Annotated in this window: 15 protein-coding genes; 12 read left to right on the forward strand and 3 right to left on the reverse strand. The window is 53.0% G+C overall.

All coding sequences use genetic code 11. From position 1 onward, the window contains the following. From dnaA to gyrB, 4 genes are all read left to right on the forward strand, one after another. A complete protein-coding gene (dnaA, locus tag QEN32_RS00005) occupies window positions 1–1,401 on the forward strand; it encodes a chromosomal replication initiator protein DnaA (RefSeq protein ID WP_000059093.1) in 1,401 nt (466 codons plus the stop codon). Window positions 1,402–1,405: 4 nt separating this feature from the next. Further along, entirely contained in the window at window positions 1,406–2,506 is a 1,101-nt protein-coding gene (gene dnaN, locus QEN32_RS00010; RefSeq protein WP_000673474.1) for a DNA polymerase III subunit beta, read from the forward strand. Window positions 2,507–2,653: 147 nt separating this feature from the next. Further along, on the forward strand, window positions 2,654–3,727 hold the full coding sequence (recF, locus tag QEN32_RS00015) for a DNA replication/repair protein RecF (RefSeq protein ID WP_000060081.1): 1,074 nt from the start codon (window positions 2,654–2,656) through the stop codon (window positions 3,725–3,727). A 28-nt stretch (window positions 3,728–3,755) separates the two neighbouring features. Then, window positions 3,756–6,170: a DNA topoisomerase (ATP-hydrolyzing) subunit B gene (gene gyrB, locus QEN32_RS00020; protein ID WP_000072047.1), complete on the forward strand. Its 2,415-nt coding sequence runs from the start codon at window positions 3,756–3,758 to the stop codon at window positions 6,168–6,170. A gap of 350 nt (window positions 6,171–6,520) precedes the next feature. Here gyrB and QEN32_RS00025 read toward each other — a convergent pair whose 3' ends face one another. Next, window positions 6,521–7,213, reverse strand: a complete 693-nt coding sequence (locus QEN32_RS00025; RefSeq protein ID WP_064034615.1) for a hypothetical protein — start codon at window positions 7,211–7,213, stop codon at window positions 6,521–6,523. A gap of 438 nt (window positions 7,214–7,651) precedes the next feature. On the opposite strand from QEN32_RS00025, the gene yidA reads away from it, so the two are divergent. The 4 genes from yidA to QEN32_RS00045 all read left to right on the forward strand — a co-directional run bounded on the left by yidA (window position 7,652) and on the right by QEN32_RS00045 (window position 11,948). Then, entirely contained in the window at window positions 7,652–8,464 is an 813-nt protein-coding gene (gene yidA / locus QEN32_RS00030) for a sugar-phosphatase (RefSeq protein WP_000985571.1), read from the forward strand. Between the two features lie 201 nt (window positions 8,465–8,665). Next, complete coding sequence (locus tag QEN32_RS00035) at window positions 8,666–9,688, forward strand: hypothetical protein (protein ID WP_000747401.1); 1,023 nt, start codon at window positions 8,666–8,668, stop codon at window positions 9,686–9,688. Further along, the gene (locus QEN32_RS00040) at window positions 9,685–10,824 is read left to right on the forward strand and encodes an outer membrane protein assembly factor (RefSeq protein WP_265322412.1); all 1,140 of its coding nucleotides are present in this window, start codon (window positions 9,685–9,687) and stop codon (window positions 10,822–10,824) included. The genes QEN32_RS00035 and QEN32_RS00040 overlap by 4 nt, the downstream gene beginning before the upstream one ends. After that, entirely contained in the window at window positions 10,821–11,948 is a 1,128-nt protein-coding gene (locus QEN32_RS00045; protein WP_265322413.1) for a DUF4056 domain-containing protein, read from the forward strand. The genes QEN32_RS00040 and QEN32_RS00045 overlap by 4 nt, the downstream gene beginning before the upstream one ends. 104 nt (window positions 11,949–12,052) lie before the next feature. On the opposite strand, the gene torS is transcribed toward QEN32_RS00045, so the two are convergent. Beyond that, window positions 12,053–14,788 (reverse strand): TMAO reductase system sensor histidine kinase/response regulator TorS, encoded by a 2,736-nt coding sequence (gene torS / locus QEN32_RS00050; RefSeq protein ID WP_265322414.1) that lies wholly within the window; start codon window positions 14,786–14,788, stop codon window positions 12,053–12,055. 79 nt (window positions 14,789–14,867) lie between these two features. Here torS and torT point away from each other — a divergent pair, with 79 nt between their 5' ends. Next, window positions 14,868–15,908 (forward strand): TMAO reductase system periplasmic protein TorT, encoded by a 1,041-nt coding sequence (gene torT / locus QEN32_RS00055; RefSeq protein ID WP_001202037.1) that lies wholly within the window; start codon window positions 14,868–14,870, stop codon window positions 15,906–15,908. Here the strand turns inward: torT and torR are convergent. Further along, on the reverse strand, window positions 15,881–16,573 hold the full coding sequence (gene torR, locus QEN32_RS00060) for a two-component system response regulator TorR (RefSeq protein WP_001747553.1): 693 nt from the start codon (window positions 16,571–16,573) through the stop codon (window positions 15,881–15,883). The two genes, torT and torR, sit on opposite strands and share 28 nt — an antisense overlap. A gap of 129 nt (window positions 16,574–16,702) precedes the next feature. On the opposite strand from torR, the gene torC reads away from it, so the two are divergent. The 3 genes from torC to torD are packed head-to-tail and all read left to right on the forward strand — an operon-like array spanning window position 16,703 to window position 21,054. Beyond that, window positions 16,703–17,887: a pentaheme c-type cytochrome TorC gene (gene torC / locus QEN32_RS00065; RefSeq protein WP_001230254.1), complete on the forward strand. Its 1,185-nt coding sequence runs from the start codon at window positions 16,703–16,705 to the stop codon at window positions 17,885–17,887. Next, window positions 17,877–20,429, forward strand: coding sequence for a trimethylamine-N-oxide reductase TorA (gene torA / locus QEN32_RS00070; RefSeq protein ID WP_080184671.1), 2,553 nt, complete (start codon window positions 17,877–17,879; stop codon window positions 20,427–20,429). The genes torC and torA overlap by 11 nt, the downstream gene beginning before the upstream one ends. Then, window positions 20,422–21,054: a molecular chaperone TorD gene (gene torD / locus QEN32_RS00075; protein ID WP_265322415.1), complete on the forward strand. Its 633-nt coding sequence runs from the start codon at window positions 20,422–20,424 to the stop codon at window positions 21,052–21,054. Before torA ends, torD begins: the two co-directional genes overlap by 8 nt. Window positions 21,055–21,190: the final 136 nt, after the last annotated feature.

A 21,190-nucleotide genomic window follows, 5' to 3' on the forward strand; every position in this document is an offset into this window, starting at 1 on the left:
GTGTCACTTTCGCTTTGGCAGCAGTGTCTTGCCCGATTGCAGGATGAGTTACCAGCCACAGAATTCAGTATGTGGATACGCCCGTTGCAGGCGGAACTGAGCGATAACACGCTGGCTTTGTATGCGCCAAACCGTTTTGTGCTCGATTGGGTAAGAGATAAGTACCTCAACAATATCAATGGATTACTCAACACATTCTGCGGCGCGGATGCCCCACAACTGCGTTTTGAAGTGGGAACAAAGCCCGTTACGCAAACGCTAAAAACGCCTGTGCATAACGTTGTCGCGCCTGCGCAGACAACGACGGCGCAGCCGCAGCGCGTAGCGCCTGCGGCCCGTTCGGGCTGGGATAACGTACCAGCGCCGGCGGAGCCGACCTACCGCTCCAACGTCAATGTTAAACATACATTTGATAACTTCGTCGAAGGTAAATCCAACCAACTGGCGCGCGCGGCGGCACGTCAGGTGGCGGATAATCCTGGCGGCGCTTATAACCCGTTATTCCTCTATGGCGGCACCGGTCTGGGTAAAACTCACCTGCTGCACGCGGTGGGTAACGGCATTATGGCGCGCAAACCCAACGCGAAAGTCGTGTATATGCACTCCGAGCGCTTTGTGCAGGACATGGTAAAAGCCCTGCAAAATAACGCCATCGAAGAGTTTAAACGCTACTACCGCTCCGTTGACGCATTGCTGATCGACGATATTCAATTCTTCGCCAATAAAGAACGATCCCAGGAAGAGTTTTTCCATACCTTTAACGCTCTGCTGGAAGGCAATCAGCAGATCATTTTGACGTCGGATCGCTATCCGAAAGAGATCAACGGCGTTGAGGATCGTCTCAAGTCCCGCTTTGGTTGGGGGCTGACAGTGGCGATCGAACCGCCAGAACTGGAAACCCGCGTGGCGATCCTGATGAAAAAAGCGGACGAAAATGATATTCGTCTGCCAGGCGAGGTCGCGTTCTTTATCGCCAAGCGTCTACGCTCTAACGTACGTGAACTGGAAGGCGCGCTGAACCGGGTGATCGCCAATGCCAACTTTACCGGCCGGGCGATTACTATCGACTTTGTGCGCGAAGCGCTGCGCGATTTACTGGCGTTGCAGGAAAAACTGGTCACCATCGACAATATTCAGAAGACGGTGGCGGAGTATTACAAAATCAAAATTGCGGATCTGCTTTCTAAGCGTCGATCTCGCTCGGTAGCACGTCCGCGCCAGATGGCTATGGCGCTGGCAAAAGAGCTCACCAACCACAGTCTGCCGGAAATCGGCGATGCGTTTGGCGGGCGCGACCACACTACCGTACTTCATGCCTGTCGTAAAATTGAGCAACTGCGTGAAGAAAGCCACGATATCAAAGAAGATTTTTCGAATTTAATCAGAACATTGTCGTCGTGATCCTATGAAATTTACCGTTGAACGTGAACATTTATTAAAACCGCTTCAGCAGGTCAGCGGCCCGCTGGGCGGTCGTCCTACGCTGCCGATTCTCGGTAACCTGCTCCTCCAGGTAGCGGACGGTACGCTTTCTCTGACCGGCACCGATCTTGAAATGGAGATGGTCGCGCGCGTTACGCTTTCTCAGCCGCATGAGCCGGGCGCCACTACCGTGCCGGCGCGGAAATTCTTTGATATCTGCCGCGGCCTGCCGGAGGGCGCGGAGATTGCCGTTCAGTTGGAAGGCGATCGGATGTTGGTGCGTTCTGGCCGTAGCCGCTTCTCGCTGTCTACGCTGCCTGCCGCCGATTTCCCGAATCTTGACGACTGGCAAAGCGAAGTTGAATTTACGCTGCCGCAGGCCACGATGAAGCGCCTGATTGAAGCGACCCAGTTTTCGATGGCCCATCAGGATGTGCGCTACTACTTAAACGGTATGCTGTTTGAAACGGAAGGTAGCGAACTGCGCACTGTCGCGACCGACGGCCACCGTCTTGCGGTGTGCTCAATGCCGCTGGAAGCGTCTTTACCCAGCCACTCGGTGATTGTGCCGCGTAAAGGCGTGATTGAACTGATGCGTATGCTCGACGGCGGCGAAAACCCGCTGCGCGTGCAGATCGGCAGTAATAATATCCGCGCGCACGTCGGCGACTTTATCTTTACCTCGAAGCTGGTGGATGGTCGCTTCCCGGATTACCGTCGCGTTCTGCCGAAGAATCCGGATAAACATCTGGAAGCGGGCTGCGATATCCTCAAGCAGGCGTTTGCCCGCGCGGCAATCCTCTCGAATGAGAAATTCCGCGGCGTGCGTCTGTACGTCAGTGAGAATCAGCTCAAAATCACCGCCAATAACCCGGAACAGGAAGAAGCGGAAGAGATTCTGGACGTGAGCTACGGCGGGACGGAGATGGAAATCGGCTTTAACGTCAGTTACGTGCTGGACGTGCTCAATGCGCTGAAGTGCGAAACCGTGCGCATTATGCTGACGGATTCCGTATCCAGCGTACAGATTGAGGATGCGGCGTCACAGAGTGCTGCCTACGTTGTTATGCCAATGAGGCTGTAGAATCTGAAAAGGGGCTGGTTTACTTGCCATTTCGCCTCCCGGCAGTGCTCGAAATGCTCACGTACTTCGTGTACGCTCCGCTTTCTGCGCGCTGGCGGTAGACGAACTGGCTGCGACACACACGCCCCTGGACGAATGTACTAATATATGTCACTGACGCGCCTTTTAATCAAAGACTTCCGCAACATAGAAAATGCGGATCTCGCTTTATCCCCCGGCTTTAACTTCCTGGTTGGCGCCAACGGCAGCGGCAAAACCAGCGTGTTGGAAGCTATCTATACGCTTGGCCACGGTCGGGCGTTTCGCAGTTTGCAGCCTGGCCGCGTGATTCGTCATGAGCAGGAAGCGTTTGTTCTTCACGGGCGCCTGCAGGGCGAAGAGCGTGAGACGTCGATTGGCTTAACCAAAGATAAGCAGGGCGACAGCAAAGTCCGTATCGATGGTACCGACGGTCACAAGATCGCGGAGCTGGCGCATTTAATGCCGATGCAGTTGATTACGCCGGAGGGGTTTACTTTACTCAACGGCGGCCCCAAATACAGAAGAGCGTTCCTTGACTGGGGATGCTTTCACAACGAAGCCGGATTCTTCACCGCCTGGAGCAACCTGAAACGATTGCTGAAACAGCGTAATGCTGCGCTGCGCCAGGTGAGTCGTTATGAGCAATTGCGCCCGTGGGATAAAGAGCTGATTCCGCTGGCGGAACAAATTAGTACCTGGCGGGCGGAGTACAGTAGCGCTATCGCACAGGACATGGCGGATACCTGTCAGCAGTTTTTACCTGAATTTTCCCTGACGTTCTCTTTCCAGCGAGGCTGGGAGAAAGAGACGGACTATGCGGACGTGCTGGAGCGAAGCTTTGAGCGTGACCGTATGTTGACCTACACCGCGCACGGGCCGCATAAAGCGGACTTTCGCATTCGCGCTGACGGCGCGCCGGTGGAAGATACCCTGTCGCGCGGGCAGCTAAAGTTATTGATGTGCGCCTTACGTCTGGCGCAGGGCGAGTTCCTTACCCGCGAAAGCGGGCGGCGCTGCCTGTACCTGATAGATGATTTTGCCTCTGAACTTGACGATGCGCGTCGCGGACTGCTGGCCAGCCGCTTAAAAGCCACGCAATCGCAGGTCTTTGTCAGCGCAATTAGCGCTGAACACGTTATAGACATGTCGGATGAAAATTCGAAGATGTTTACCGTGGAAAAGGGTAAAATAACGGATTAACCCAAGATTAAATGAGCGAGAAACGTTGATGTCGAATTCTTATGACTCCTCCAGTATCAAAGTCCTGAAAGGGCTGGATGCGGTGCGTAAGCGCCCGGGTATGTATATCGGCGACACGGATGACGGCACCGGTCTGCACCACATGGTATTCGAGGTGGTAGATAACGCTATCGACGAAGCGCTCGCAGGTCACTGTAAAGATATCGTCGTGACTATTCACGCCGATAATTCCGTGTCCGTAACGGATGATGGCCGTGGCATTCCTACCGGTATTCACCCGGAAGAAGGCGTCTCGGCGGCGGAAGTGATCATGACCGTTCTGCACGCGGGCGGTAAATTTGACGATAACTCCTATAAAGTCTCCGGCGGTCTGCACGGCGTGGGCGTCTCGGTAGTCAACGCTCTGTCGCAAAAACTGGAACTGGTTATCCAGCGAGATGGCAAAATTCACCGTCAGATCTACGAGCACGGCGTGCCGCAGGCACCCCTGGCCGTCACTGGCGATACCGATAAAACCGGCACGATGGTACGTTTCTGGCCGAGCCACGAAACCTTCACCAACGTCACTGAATTTGAATATGAGATCCTGGCGAAACGCCTGCGTGAACTGTCATTCCTGAACTCAGGCGTCTCCATCCGCCTGCGCGACAAGCGCGATGGCAAAGAAGATCATTTCCACTACGAAGGCGGCATCAAGGCGTTTGTTGAATATCTCAACAAGAATAAAACGCCGATCCACCCGAATATCTTCTACTTCTCCACCGAAAAAGACGGTATCGGCGTGGAAGTAGCGCTGCAGTGGAACGATGGTTTCCAGGAAAACATCTACTGCTTTACCAACAACATTCCGCAGCGCGACGGCGGTACTCACCTGGCAGGCTTCCGTGCGGCGATGACCCGCACGCTGAACGCCTACATGGACAAAGAAGGCTACAGCAAAAAAGCCAAAGTCAGCGCCACCGGCGACGATGCCCGTGAAGGTCTGATTGCGGTGGTTTCCGTGAAGGTGCCGGACCCGAAATTCTCCTCGCAGACCAAAGATAAGCTGGTCTCTTCCGAGGTGAAATCGGCGGTAGAACAGCAGATGAACGAACTGCTGAGCGAATACCTGCTGGAAAACCCATCTGACGCGAAAATTGTCGTCGGCAAAATTATCGACGCCGCGCGTGCGCGTGAAGCGGCGCGTCGCGCCCGTGAAATGACCCGTCGTAAAGGCGCGCTGGACTTAGCGGGCCTGCCGGGCAAACTGGCTGACTGCCAGGAACGCGACCCGGCGCTGTCCGAACTGTACCTGGTGGAAGGGGACTCCGCGGGCGGCTCTGCGAAGCAGGGGCGTAACCGCAAGAACCAGGCGATTCTGCCGCTGAAGGGTAAAATCCTCAACGTCGAGAAAGCGCGCTTCGACAAGATGCTCTCCTCTCAGGAAGTGGCGACTCTGATCACCGCGCTGGGCTGCGGTATCGGTCGCGACGAGTACAACCCGGACAAGCTGCGCTATCACAGCATCATCATCATGACCGATGCGGACGTCGACGGCTCGCACATCCGTACGCTGCTGTTGACCTTCTTCTATCGTCAGATGCCGGAAATCGTTGAACGCGGCCACGTCTACATTGCCCAGCCGCCGCTGTACAAAGTCAAGAAAGGCAAGCAGGAACAGTACATTAAAGACGACGAAGCGATGGATCAGTACCAGATTTCCATCGCGCTTGACGGTGCGACTCTGCACGCGAACGCTCATGCGCCGGCGCTATCCGGCGAAGCGTTAGAAAAACTGGTCTCTGAATATAACGCCACGCAGAAAATGATTGGTCGTATGGAGCGTCGCTTCCCGAAAGCGCTGCTCAAAGAGCTGGTGTATCAGCCAACTCTGACCGAAGCCGATCTTTCTGATGAGCAGACTGTAACGCGATGGGTGAATGCGCTGATTACCGAGCTGAACGAGAAAGAGCAGCACGGCAGTCAGTGGAAGTTCGATGTTCATACTAATACGGAACAGAATCTGTTCGAGCCTATCGTTCGCGTGCGTACGCATGGTGTGGATACCGATTATCCGTTGGATCACGAGTTTGTGACCGGCGCGGAATATCGTCGTATCTGCACGCTGGGCGAGAAGCTGCGCGGTCTGATTGAAGAGGACGCGTTTATCGAACGCGGCGAGCGTCGCCAGCCGGTAACCAGCTTCGAGCAGGCGCTGGAGTGGCTGGTGAAAGAATCACGTCGCGGTCTGGCTATCCAGCGTTATAAAGGTCTGGGTGAAATGAACCCGGATCAGCTGTGGGAAACCACCATGGACCCGGAAAGCCGCCGTATGCTGCGTGTGACCGTTAAAGATGCGATTGCTGCCGACCAGCTGTTCACTACGCTGATGGGCGATGCCGTTGAACCGCGTCGCGCATTTATCGAAGAGAACGCCCTGAAAGCGGCGAATATCGATATTTAATATTCCCGCGTAATCTCTCCCTTATATAAGGGAGAGATTTAGTCTGTAGGTTGAGGGGAGCGAATCCCAACATTTAACAGCGCCTGGAAGGTTTGTCAGCAGTCTGAGATTTAGTAACGCATTGGGGGTAGTGAGTGCAATACAATGACATATCCAATATAAAGAATTATAGCCACTACAAGTATCGTTAAAATTAATATTTCTAATAATTTGTTCATAATATATCCTTGATGTATTTTCCATTGTTTAGCATTAAAGATACTTTGTTGGTTGGATAGAGTATTTATTCCGCCATCCGACAAGGTAAGGCTGACATAGAATGCCTGAATACATTCAGGCATTCTTTATTATTAGTAGCGCATCGCCGGTAAAGAATTCATGATAATAATATAGCCAATTGCCTGGAAGGGCGCAGTGACAACATCGCCAATAATAGAGAATGGCATTAATAAAACCTTAGCCGAGAAATGCTTCTTATCACGTGTGAAATTTATTTTATGGGAAGATTTTAGTAATATTTCATTTTCATTATCGGCATCTTTGGGTTGGATTTTTCCTGCTAACGTAAAATAAAAAGGACTGCCAGGATCGTTTTCATGTACATAAAATGCCTCTCTGACTTTTGATTTTTCTTCTCCCGTCAAAGACTTATAACTGTATCTAATATCTGAAGGGCGGACGCAATGAAACTCATTTTGTTTGTTCCCTTTTTTACTATCGGTAGAACAGTAAAGCTGTTTGGAAAATTCGATAATTCTTTTATCGATATGAGGATTATTCAGTAAAGTGACGAAATTTCTGGTTGTTGTGTTGATATTATCATTTTTTATATCAAGTTGATAATTATTGTCTTCACCAACAAATGTCCACGTTTCCTCTCCGTTTGTGGTCGTTGATGGTTTGATACTTTTTATTTCATCTGTTTTCCAGACTTCTGTCGTGGGTGCGCTTTCCGTTTTTATAGTATCGAGTAAAGATGACGTCATACAACCGCTTAAAAAATAACTCATGGCAATGGCTGATATTATTTTAATTATTTTCATGAATGTATTCCTTACATGTCATATTCGTTATTATTACCACGCCGCTAATTTTATTGCTATTTTTTCTATCTGCGCTTTCTTACCGGTGTGCCATTTAATCGAAAGCTGTGTTATTTTTATTTTTTTAGAGAGTACTAACGGTAATTGTCATCAAATTATTCATTCCTCAAATGGTTTAACGGGACACCCAGTCTCTTTTTCTTCTATAGACGGTGAGTTTCCCAATAACCTCCTTTATTTTTCTGTATGTTATTGCCTGATAAATCGGTCAATGCACAATAGAAGCAACCATTGTAAAGACCGTTAAACTCCTCATCATGTCGGACAAAAGAGGAATCCTTTTTCCAGAGTTTATCCCCCTTTATCCCTGACTCTTTTGCTGTTTTTTGAGCGGAATCGCGTTAGCATGAGTCAGGACTCATTTAATGCGGGGATTTCATGGCTATCAAACTTATTGCTATCGACATGGATGGCACCCTTCTGCTGCCCGATCACACCATTTCTCCGGCGGTTAAAAACGCGATTGCCGCTGCGCGTGAAAAAGGGGTAAATGTGGTGCTGACCACAGGCCGTCCGTATGCGGGTGTGCACAGTTACCTGAAAGAACTTCACATGGAACAGCCCGGCGATTATTGCATCACCTATAACGGGGCGCTGGTGCAGAAAGCAGGGGACGGCAGTACGGTTGCGCAAACGGCGCTCAGCTATGATGACTACCGTTACCTGGAAAAACTGTCCCGTGAGGTGGGTTCTCACTTCCACGCATTAGACCGAAATACGCTTTATACCGCTAACCGCGATATCAGCTACTACACGGTGCATGAGTCGTATGTGGCGACCATTCCGCTGGTATTTTGTGAAGCGGAGAAGATGGACCCGAACACCCAGTTCCTGAAAGTTATGATGATCGATGAGCCTGCCGTTCTCGACCGGGCGATTGCGCGTATACCGGCAGAGGTGAAGGAAAAGTACACCGTGCTGAAAAGTGCGCCGTACTTCCTTGAAATCCTCGATAAACGGGTTAATAAAGGCACCGGCGTAAAATCACTGGCCGAGGCGCTGGGTATTAAGCCAGAGGAGGTGATGGCGATTGGCGATCAGGAAAACGACATTGCGATGATCGAATACGCCGGCATGGGCGTGGCAATGGACAACGCCATTCCGTCGGTCAAAGAGGTGGCTAACTTTGTGACTAAATCGAACCTTGAAGATGGTGTTGCCTGGGCGATTGAACAACATGTTCTGTCCTGATTCACTCCGGCCCGATCGCCGTCGGGCCGATAGTTCCACTCATGAAGCTAATGTGTTGCAACAAAGACGTTGTAGAAAATAGTTTTTTATTTCAAAAGATTAATTCGCACAGAAATCCCGCCCACCAGGCGACGATTACTATATTCTCCCTCCTCCTTTCGATCCGGCGGCGCTTCTCGCCAGAATAAACGCTTCATCATTATGAAAAAACGCTCCCTTTTGCTGTTGGCGCTGCCCGCTATGGCTTTTTCTACCTGGGCGGCCACCAGCCCCCCGGCGAACCTGTCGCCTGTTTATAGCTATCAGGATGACGTCCCATCTGCTGCCACACCGCCAGTCGCGACAACGCCGGTGGCAAAGCCTGCCAGTACATCAGTGTTGCCTTTTCTGGGTGATGAAGCCCGAAAGCGTGGCTATGAGCTTCCCGAGCCATTTGGCCTCAATATTAACTACATGAATATTGGGCAGAATATTAACGTTGATAGCATCAACTTTAATGGCCTGGCTTTAGGTCCCAACGGGGGAATTCCATTAGATAACGCATTTAAAATTAACGTCGGTCATACCCGTGAAAAGAGCAAGACCGAAACGGTCAAGCTGGATGCCTGGCTGCTGCCATTTATGAATGTGTACGGCCTGGTGGGCTATACCGATGGTCATTCCGTTTCGCAAATTGGTGTTGGGTTGATGACGAAAAATGGCCACGTTTTTCATCCCGCCGATCTGCAAAACCTCAAGTTTAAACTCGACTTTAAAGGCACTACCTATGGCATCGGCACCACACTGGTCGGCGGCGTAGGTAACTGGTTTACCGCTGTTGATGCTAACTACACCCAGACACAGTTCGATATTCTTGATGGCAGCATCGACGCCTTTACCGTCTCACCTCGCGTTGGTTACCGTTTTACCACCCCGGGTATAGATAAGATGCATCTGCCGTCGGGCAAGCTAAACGTCTGGGTCGGCAGCATGTATCAGGATGTGCAGCAGGAGTTTAAAGGCAGCCTCGACGACCTGACCATGCCGTCAGCGACGCTACAAAGGCTGGTGAGTATGGCTAACTATAACAATAACGGCCGCTTTGACGTCAAACAGCATCTACAATCACCGTGGAACATGCTGCTGGGCGCTCAGTATGAAATAACCCGCCATTTCAACGTTACCACCGAGTTTGGCTTTGCCGAGCGCAATAGCTTCTTTGTGGCCGGTGAGTACCGCTTTTGAACCGCTGCCATTGCCGACTGTTGCTTTGCGTCGCCGGTGTGCTGTCCGGCGTGGCGCAGGCGGCGCTGCCCAGCCGCAGTCAGGTGGACGGCTGGCTACAACAAATGGGGGATAGCGATACTTACGATGCCGCCAAAGGCGTCAACTGGGGAGTAATGCCCGGGCCATTTTATACCCCTGAACTGGGGCTGGGCATCGGCACCGCTATCGTCGGTATGTATAGCCCCGATCCTGCCGATAAGGTTAGCCAGGTATCCACGCTGTCGCTGAGCGGCTATTTCAGCTCCACAGGCGCTTTTGGCGTAAGCCTGCAAAATTACGCTTTTTTCGCGCAAAATCGCTGGCGTTTCTTCCTCACTGGCGCATTGAGCGACACGCCCACTTACTATTGGGGACAGGGTTTTGCCGCCGGTGATAAAGACAGCCATAAGCAGGCCTATACTGCGCAGGTGCTGGATCTGCAACCCATGCTGTATCGTCGGCTGGTCAACAATATCTATCTTGGCGTTGGCTGGACGCTGGATATACAGCACGCCGCGCAAATTGATGAGACCGATCCGCCCAAAATTCAAAGTACAGCGCAGGGCTGTTCTTCACTGAGTAACGGCGGTAGCGTTGAGATTAGCTGGGATGATCGTGATTTTATACCTAACCCACGCAAAGGGCAGTATGCCACCCTTCGCTATACCCACTTCGCACCGGACGTCGGTAGCGATACGCGGTTTGATGAATACCAACTGCACTATAGTCGTTACCATGCCCTCAATGATAAAGATGTGCTGGCCTGGGAAACGGACGGCGCTTTTACTCAGGGTGATGTGCCGTGGAATATGCTGCCGCTGCTGGGCAGTAACCATCGTATGCGCGGCTATTATGAAGGGCGCTATCGCGATAAAAATGCTATCAGCGGTCAGCTGGAATATCGCCATAAGCTGAGCTGGCGGCATGGCGTTGTCGGTTGGGTGGGCGCGGGCACCATGGGATCGTCTTTGCACCATCTGGATGACGGGCGATGGCTGCCTTCTGCGGGCGTGGGCTATCGCTTTGAGTTCAAGCCGCGCGTCAACGTGCGGCTGGATTACGGCGTGGGCAAAGCTAGCAGCGGTTTTTATTTTCAGGTAGGAGAAGCATTTTGAGGTCCGTCGTTCGGGTTATCTTTCTGGCGCTGCTGTTTCTGGCGGGGAGCGCCCGCGCCGCCTTACCACTGACGCTCTATCTGTCCTCTCTCCCAATGCCAGTTGCCAGTGAAGCCTGGCCGACGATGCCGCCGCAGCCGCTGCCAAAGGGGTTGCGTCCGTGTTGCGCTTTTGGTTACGACCTGCATGCCGAGCTGCTGGGACTGCCGGTTCCGTTCTATCAGTTAAATAACGTCGTGACGGTGGACTCGCTGGGGCATCATCAGTACAACGACCATCTGTACTCGGGCGTGGCAAACCTGATCGGCCTTAGCGGTGAGAATAACGGTATTGTGTATACCTTGCGTGGCGGATTCATCGACACCGCACATGTGCGGGATACCGCTGATATGACAGTGTATATCTTCAGCCAACTACTACCAAAGCTGGGGCAGGCTTTTACGCTGAATCTGGGCGAGGAGCTGGCCGAACGGCGTCTGGTTTTTACTGCTTTTACCCCTCCGGTCGATGCACGCGAGCGTTACACGCTGGCCGCCTGGCTGTCGGCGCATCTGGCGTTCCAGGTGGCGGAGTGGCACGAAATCGCCCAATGGTACGGTTTCGAGTCTGTTCGCGGATTTTCTGAGGGAGTATCGGCCTTTTCGCCGGAAGATCTCTATTCTAACCTCGCGGGTGCCCGTCTGGCAGCGTCTTTAATTGTCGGCGGCCAGACGAAAACGCAAGAGATGTACAACACGGCGATGGAAACTGCGCTGCGGCAAGCGCTGACGCAGCTGGCAGCGCAGCCGACGCAGATCACCCGTTTTCAGTTTGATATGCTTGATGGCCGTTGGTGGAACAGCCAGCGGCGGGTACCGGAAAAATATCTGGTGCTGCATCGTAATTATCAGATGGGCGATGACCGCCTGCCGACCGGCATTCCTGGCGAGATAATGCCGCTATTGCCGCTGAGCTTGCCCCATCGCTGGCGCGGTATCCAGCTTAGCACGCTGGCGCAACTACAATTGTGGCCCAGCGAGGATATGGCGCAGCTACCGCCTCCCGCGCACTATTACAGCGAAAAAGATTTTGCCGCCCTGGCGGAGCAGGCACGGCTACAGGACGAAAAAACACAGAATCATTAAACAGGGAGTAGCCGTAGGCTATTTCCCTCTTATACCCTCGGCGTACTGTTTTATGTTCTGATAACTGGTGATGTGAAACGCGTCGTTTGGCGAGCCGGAAGCTATTATGGCGAAGGATGACCGGCTATCCATGCGTCGAGCGCCGTCACTCCCTGCGTCACGATAGTTTTAATATCTATATCGCTAAGCGGTTGCAATTCCAGCTCCCGACAGGCTTCGGTTGCCTGCGTCATCCCCAGGCTGGCGCAGCCGCTTTTTAATTTATGCGCCAGCCGCTTAATGTTAACGTCGTCATTCATGGCGCGCGCCGCCTCGATCTCCTCGACTAAAGGCAGCGCGCTGTCTTTGAATAACGCGATCCATTGCCGGAGTTTTTCCGGGCCGACAGACGCCATATCGCCGGCAAGCTGATGTTCATTCAGCATCGCCCGCGCATTGTGAGATTTGCCCTGTAAATAGTGCGCTATCATGCGGTAAAGCTCCTCGCGGGGAACGGGCTTTTGAATAATCCCGCAGAAAAGACCGGTGGTACGCTGACGAAGATTATCGTCTATCACATGCGCGCTAAAACCAATGCGTTTCATGGCGGGATACTGACTCATCAACTGCTGCGCCAGGGTTAAGCCGTCATAATCCGGTAAATCAAAATCCACCAGCGCCACATCAAAGGGCTCGCCTTCGGCTAAACAGCGTAGCGCGTCATTCGCGCTTTCAGCTACTGAGACCTTCACCCCTTTACCCGTGAGCATTTCAGCGGTAATACGCTGCGTCAGCATATTATCTTCAATCAGCAACAGACGTAGCCCGTTAAGATTTACCGGTTCCCTGAACGCACTTTTGCTTGCGGGTTTGGGGTGGCGAACCGGTAGTTGTAAACGAAAACAACTGCCAACATGAAGCGTACTGGTGACGGTTAGCGTCCCGCCCATTGCCTCTGCCAGGCTGGCGCTGATAGCCAGCCCCAGGCCCGTCCCGCCCCGGCGTCCTGTCGCCTGCACAAACGGTTTGAAAATAGCCGTCAGCTTTGCTTCAGGGATACCGCACCCGGTATCTTCAACCTCAATAAACCAGCTCTGATCGTCGCAAAACGTGCGCAGCACTATGCTGCCGCGATCGGTAAATTTCGCCGCATTACTTAAAAGATTAATCACAATTTGACGTATCCGGCGCGGATCGCCTTGTAGCGTGGAGGGGAGTTGCTCGCTAAAGTCGGCGATGAGCGCCACCTGCACGCGGCTGTGCATTAAATGCAGCGCGCTATTCAACAATTGTCGCGGTTCAAACGGCTCCTCGCTAATAGAAACGTTGGTGCCGCCTACTTCAATCGCCGAGTAATCAAGAATATCGTTAAGAATCGCCAGTAGCGATTCGCCTGAATCATTAATGGCCTGTAAGTCGTCGCGGTAGTTTGCCATGAGCGGTTTATCGGCCAGCAATTGTACCGTACCGAGAATGCCGTAAAGCGGCGTGCGAATTTCATGGCTCATGGCGGCAAGGAACGTCGATTTCGCCTCGTTGGCCTTTTCCGCTTCGGCGCGCGCCTGCCGGTGTTCCAGCACCAGCGCATGAAGCTCCGCCGTTTGCGATCGCACCTGTTCCGCCAAATCCTCACGATGGCGGTTCAATTTGCGCACGTTGGCGCGAAACGCTTCCATCAGACGGCTGATGGTATCCAGTTCGCTGACGCCAGCCGCCTCCGGAAACGGCGAATCAATATCGCCCTCCAGTAACCGCTGTAAAGCCTGCGTTTGTTGCGCCAGCGGGCGGGATACGGAACGGTAAACCACTCGCCAAAGAATAAAACTTAATGAGCACAGCGCCAGGATGCCTAAGATCACTAACCCTATTTGCCCACGCTGACTGGCGTGTGTAAGACGCGCTAACCCAGCCTCGTTTCGTTTTTCGATGGCGTTCACCAACTGCGACACTTCCGTACTGAAGCGGGTAAACTGAAAGAGGTTATTGGCCATAAGCGTTTGAAGCTGGTCGCGGATGGCGTTTTCCTTACGAAACAGGGTAACCAGTGTGGTGTACTGATTTATTTTCTCCAGCGCGTCGGCGATTTGGGCGCGAACGGTAGGATCTTCTATACGCTGCTGGCGGCGGGATAAAATTTTAACCAACTGATTAAGTTTTTCATCGGTGTCCTCGGCATCGCTCAGCCCTTGCGCGTCTTTTAAGGTCACAATGAGCTGCTTAAACCGCAGGGCATTGACCCGCAACTCATTCATCTGATTCACATACTCAAGGTCGATATCAATCAATCGGTCAAGCGCGCGTTCAGCCTGGTCCCCTTTACCGCTTTCGATAAGATCGTAAATACCGGCCTGGGTGGCGCCCGCAGATGTCGCGGCATTATTGGCCTGACCGTGAGCCTGGGCGGCAATGCTTTCCGCCGCCTCCGCAATCTGGCGGCTTAACTGCTGTTGCTGTGCGCGCAGCGTGAGAATTTCACCGACCAGCGTTCCCTGTTGCCCAAGCGTTTGCGCAATCTCTTTTTCTTGCCGGGCGATGGCCGAGGTATTAAATCCCTGCTCGCTTAATGCCTGCAAAAGATGGTTAATTTTAAGGCTTTGCGCTTTCAGCATCTTCCCCTGCGCCAGCCAAACGCCCTCACTGTCGGCATTGGTCAGATTTTGCGCAGAAAAGAGCTCGTAAGCGCTGGCTTCGCTTAACTGCCTGGCCATATTCATCGTGGGGAGCAGCGCTTGCGTATTGGTTTGCTCCACCTGACTAATGACGCGCAGGCTTATCCAGCCGATCACGGTGCTGAGCAGGGTGAGTGCCGCCATCAGGGCGAAGGCCAGCCATAATCTGCGGGTCAGTGAAGGCGTTGACATTTATGCGCCGCGGGTGAAATGGGTTGAGTTGCCGCCGGAAAAACCATTAGGATAAAACCTTGTTGCTGGTGGGGCTATCATGCGCGCGCTTATTTCGTTCTTTTTTTTGATAATCATCGTCTCGAATGTAGAAACGGCGTCAGCCGAAACCGGACTGCTACACTGGACGCGCGCCGATCGGGCGATTCCCTGGCGGCAAACGTCAGTCAATGCGAGTAAACCCTGGAAACTGTGCGCATTATACCCCAGCCTGAAAGATTCTTACTGGTTGTCCGTCAACTACGGGATGCAAAAAGCGGCCAAATTGTATGGCGTTGATTTAAAAGTGCTGGAAGCGAATGGCTATCGGCAACTGGCGACGCAACAACAGCAAATGATGCAATGCCGGGAGTGGGGCGCCGACGCTATTCTGCTTGGCAGCAGTACCGATCGTTTCCCGGAACTGGAACGGTATGCCGGTAATGTGCCGGTTATTGAACTGGTGAACATGATTCACGATGCCAGCGTCGCAACCCGCGTTGGTCTGCCGTGGTTTCAGATGGGGTATCTGCCGGGACGTTTCCTGGTGCAGTGGAACAAAGGAAAAGCGCTTAACGTTTTACTCTTCCCGGGGCCGGAAGAAGCTGGCGGCAGTCAGGAGATGGTGGCGGGTTTTCGTCAGGCAATTAAAGGCAGCGCCATCAACATTGTGGATATCGCCTGGGGCGATAACGACATTGAAGTGCAACGAAACTTACTCCAGGAAATGCTGGAGCGCCATCCGGACGCCAATGTGGTCGCCGGGTCGGCGATAGCGGCGGAGGCGGCGATGGGCGAAGGGCGAAATTTGACGACTCCGCTCACGATCGTCTCATTTTATCTGACGCATCAGGTTTATCGCGGTTTAAAACGCGGCCATATCCTGATGGCGCTCAGCGATCAGATGGCCTGGCAGGGAGAATTAGCGATAACGCAGTCGATTAAGGTCTTACAGGGGCAACCGGTGCCTGAAAATATCAGCCCGCCGGTGCTTATTTTGACGCATAACAACGCCGACAGCGCGCGCGTTCGCCGTTCGCTATCGCCTCCGGGATTTCGGCCCGTCTATCTGTATCAATACACCTCCGAGGCTAAAAAGTAGCCTTCGCCATGCTGTGTGACCAGCAGTTCCGGCGTAATTTTATGGCGTAAGCGGCGAACCAGGACATCAATCGTGCGGAGATCCGGAGTCTCTACGCGGCGGGCGGAAAGCATTCGCAGCAGGCGTTCACGATGCAGCACTTTGCCTGGGTTGGTCACAAAGGCCAGCAGTAGCTCGTACTCCGCGCGCGTAAGCTTAATGGCTTCACCGTTGTACTCCAGCGTGTGATTCATCACGTTCAGGCAGTAACCGGAAAACATATAGCAGTTTTCACTGGCATTTTGCGGCGTGGGGCGGGCCAGATCTATGCGCCACAAAAGATTTTTCACCCGTACTACCAGCTCGCGCAGTTCCAGCGGCTTGGTGACGTAGTCGTCCGCGCCCATCTCCAGTCCGACGATGCGGTCTATTTGGTCGCAACGCCCCGTCACCAGAATAATGCCCACCGTGGAACGTTCGCGTAGCGCCCTGGTCAGCATCAACCCGTTTTCATCGGGGAGGTTGATATCCAGCAGGATCAGCGAAACGTGCTCATGCTCCATGATGTCGCGCAGGCCCGCGCCGCTGTCGGTCACCGAAACGCGATACCCCTCCTGCTCAAAATAGGCCTGTAATCTGGCCTGAGTAACAGGTTCATCCTCAACAATAACAATGTGATGTGACATCCTGCGCGCGGTCTCTTTCTGTTCATATCTGTTCATATATTGCCGTATCCCGTTCATCCTGACCAGTGACGCTGTTCATATTTGCGGAATAAGATCTGCGCATTAAACCATATAATTACAGGGGCTATTATGCGAAAACTCTGGAGAGCGCTACTCAGGCCAAGCGCCCGTTGGTCGATACTGGCGCTGGTCATTGTCGGGATTGTGATCGGCGTTGCGCTGATCGTGTTACCTCACGTCGGTATCAAACTGACCAGTACGACAGAGTTTTGCGTCAGCTGCCATAGTATGCAGCCGGTGTATCAGGAATATAAACAGTCCGTACATTTCCAGAATGCTTCCGGCGTACGCGCGGAATGCCACGATTGCCATATCCCCCCTGATATTCCAGGCATGGTGAAACGTAAGCTGGAAGCCAGCAACGATCTTTACCAGACATTTATCGCCCACTCGATTGATACCCCGGAAAAATTTGAAGCCAAACGCGCCGAGCTTGCCGAGCGTGAATGGGCGCGCATGAAAGAGAATAACTCCGCGACCTGTCGTTCCTGCCATAACTACGATGCGATGGATCACGCGAAACAGAACCCGGAAGCGGCGCGGCAAATGAAAATCGCCGCGAAAGAAAATCAATCCTGCATCGACTGTCATAAAGGGATTGCCCACCAGCTACCGGATATGAGCAGCGGTTTCCGCAAACAGTTTGATGAACTGCGCGCCAGCGCCAGTACGCATAATGACGGCGATACGCTCTATTCGCTGGATATCAAGCCGATTTACGCCGCTAAAGGCGATAAAGAACCGGCAGGTTCGCTGTTACCTGCTTCTGAAGTGAAAGTCCTTAAACGGGACGGTGACTGGCTGCAAGTGCAAATCGAAGGCTGGACGGAGACGGACGGTCGCCAGCGCGTGCTGACGCAGTTGCCCGGTAAACGTATTTTTGTCGCCTCGATTCGCGGCGATGTGCAACAGCATGTGAAAACGCTGGAAGAGACCACCGTCGCGGCGACCAATACTCAGTGGAGCAAATTACAGGCAACTGCGTGGATGCAAAAAGGCGACATGGTAAATGACATTAAACCGATTTGGGCCTATGCCGACTCCCTCTATAACGGCACCTGTAATCAGTGTCACGGCGCGCCGGACAAAGCGCACTTTGACGCTAACGGCTGGATCGGCACGCTCAACGGCATGATCGGTTTCACCAGTCTGGATAAGCGTGAAGAACGTACCTTGTTGAAATATCTCCAGATGAATGCGTCTGATACCACCAACACGCCGCACAGCGATAAGGGAGAACACAATGAAAAATAAGGACACGCTACACGTCTCTCGTCGACGTTTTCTGGCGCAGCTTGGCGGTTTGACGGTGGCAGGAATGCTGGGGCCGTCACTGCTGACGCCCCGTAGCGCCCGCGCAGCGGATGCCGTTGCGCCAGGCGCCGCGACGAAAGAGGGTATCCTTACCGGCTCTCACTGGGGGGCGATTCGCGCCACGGTGGTTGACGGTCGATTTGTGGCGGCAAAACCGTTTGAACAGGATAAATACCCGTCCAAAATGATCGCCGGTCTGCCCGATCACGTCCACAACGCGGCGCGTATTCGCTATCCGATGGTGCGCGTCGACTGGATGCGCAAAGGTCATCAAAGCGACACCTCGCAGCGCGGCGATAATCGTTTTGTGCGCGTCTCCTGGGATGAAGCGCTGGATCTGTTCTATCAGGAACTGGAGCGGGTGCAAAAAACCTACGGGCCGAGCGCGTTACTGACGGCGAGCGGCTGGCAATCTACCGGCATGTTCCATAACGCCTCCGGGATGCTGGCGCGCGCGATTGCGCTACATGGCAATAGCATCAGCACGGGAGGGGACTATTCGACCGGCGCGGCGCAGGTGATTCTGCCTCGCGTGGTGGGTTCAATGGAAGTGTACGAGCAGCAAACGTCATGGCCTCTGGTTTTACAGAACAGTAAAACGATTGTGCTATGGGGTTCTGATATGGTGAAAAACCAGCAGGCAAACTGGTGGTGCCCGGATCACGATGTCTATCAGTACTATGAACAATTAAAAGAGAAGGTTGCCAGCGGCGCTATCTCGGTCATCAGCATCGACCCGGTCGTCACCTCCACGCACGATTATCTGGGGCGCGATAAGGTCAAACATATCGCCATTAACCCGCAGACGGATGTCCCGTTACAACTGGCGCTGGCGCATACGCTGTACAGCGAGAAACTGTACGATAAAAATTTCCTCGATAACTACTGCGTCGGTTTTGACCAGTTCCTCCCCTATTTGCTGGGCGAAAAAGATGGACAGCCCAAAGATGCCGCCTGGGCGGAAAAACTGTGCGGTATTGACGCCGACACCATCCGCGCGTTGGCGCGGCAGATGGCGGGCGACAGAACGCAAATCATCGCTGGCTGGTGCGTACAACGTATGCAGCATGGCGAACAGTGGTCATGGATGGTCGTCGTGCTGGCGGCAATGCTGGGACAGATTGGTTTACCGGGCGGCGGCTTTGGTTTTGGCTGGCACTACAACGGCGCCGGGACGCCTGGCCGTAAAGGGATCATTTTAAGCGGCTTTTCCGGTTCGACGACCGTTCCGCCAGTGCACGACAGCACGGATTACAAAGGCTACAGCAGCACCATTCCTATTGCGCGTTTTATGGATGCCATTCTTGAACCGGGCAAGATCATTAACTGGAACGGCAAATCGGTTAAATTACCGCCGCTGAAGATGTGCGTGTTCGCCGGGACTAACCCGTTCCACCGACACCAACAAATTAACCGCATAATTGAAGGGTGGCGCAAGCTGGAAACGGTCATCGCTATTGATAACCAGTGGACGTCGACCTGCCGCTTTGCGGATATCGTTTTGCCGGCTACCACCCAATTTGAGCGTAACGACCTCGATCAGTTCGGCAACCACTCTAACCGCGGCATTATCGCCATGAAACAGGTGGTGTCGCCGCAGTTTGAAGCGCGTAACGACTTTGATATTTTCCGCGATCTCTGCCGACGCTTTAACCGTGAAGCGGCATTCACGGAAGGTCTTGATGAAATGGGCTGGCTGAAACGCATCTGGCAGGAAGGGAGCCAGCAGGGAAAAGGTCGCGGTATCCACTTACCGACTTTCGAGGTGTTCTGGAATCAACAGGAGTATATCGAGTTTGATCATCCGCAGATGTTTGTGCGCCATCAGGCTTTCCGTGAAGATCCGGACCTGGAGCCGTTGGGCACGCCAAGCGGTTTGATCGAGATTTACTCCAAAACGATCGCCGACATGCAATACGACGATTGTCAGGGCCATCCCATGTGGTTCGAAAAAATCGAACGCTCGCATGGCGGGCCGGGATCGCAGCGCTGGCCGCTGCACTTACAATCCGTCCACCCTGATTTCCGTCTGCATTCCCAACTGTGCGAGTCGGAAACGCTGCGTCAGCAATATGCCGTTGGCGGCAAGGAGCCGGTCTTTATTAACCCACAGGATGCCAGCGCACGCGGGATCCGCAACGGTGACATCGTGCGGGTATTCAATGCACGCGGGCAGGTACTGGCGGGAGCGGTAGTTTCCGATCGCTATGCGCCGGGCGTGGCGCGAATTCATGAAGGCGCCTGGTACGATCCTGATAAAGGCGGCGATCTCAACGCGTTATGTAAGTACGGCAACCCTAACGTATTAACGCTGGATATCGGTACATCACAGCTCGCGCAGGCGACCAGCGCGCATACGACGCTGGTGGAAATTGAAAAATATACCGGCCCTATTGATAACGTCACGGCGTTTAACGGTCCGGTCGAGATGGTCGCGCAGTGTGAATATGTACCCGCATCGCAGGGGAATCCGCATGATTAAGCAGCCAGCGCTTGCTCAGGAACAGTACGCCTGCGTATATGCATGGCTGGCGTTACTCTTTTTCCGGGAAGTGGATGATGAAGGGTTAATACAATTACAGTCCGCGGAAATCGCGGACTGGCTGGCGCTGTTAAAGCGTCAGCCTGCGCTGGCGGCGTCGGTGGCGTTACTCGAACAAAAAATTGCCGCGCTTAGCCTGCGCCAGGATGCGCAGCTGGAGCTGGCCGCAGATTTTTGCGGATTGTTCCTGATGACGGATAAAAAATCGGCGTTGCCCTACGCCTCGCAATACCCGCAGCAGGACCCCGGCATGATTAAACATTTATTGCTTGAAGCCGGGATGGAAGTCAACGACGATTTTAAAGAGCCGGCCGACCACCTGGCGATTTATCTGGAATTACTCAGCCATTTACATTTTTCATTGGGTGAATCGTTCCAACAACGGAGAATGAATAAATTACGCCAGAAAACATTGTCGTCATTACTGGAATGGCTTCCGGAATTTACAAATAATTGCCTTAAGCATGATTCCTATGGTTTTTATGCTGCGTTAAGTCAATTATTGTTGGCTATCGTTCGTTTTGATGACGGAAAAGAGGATTTATCCATTGTTGCGGCTGAATAAACCCTGTGACGGGCATCGCAAAATAAATCTTACGATAGTCGGGGGTTATCATATCTATAGGTTTAGCCAATTGTAATTATTGATACCAATCAATATCCATGATGGGTTTGTATTTAGTATTGACGGGCCTCATGAG

This window comes from Salmonella sp. SA14318, from assembly GCF_029866905.1.
Classification (GTDB): Bacteria; Pseudomonadota; Gammaproteobacteria; order Enterobacterales; family Enterobacteriaceae; genus Salmonella; species Salmonella enterica.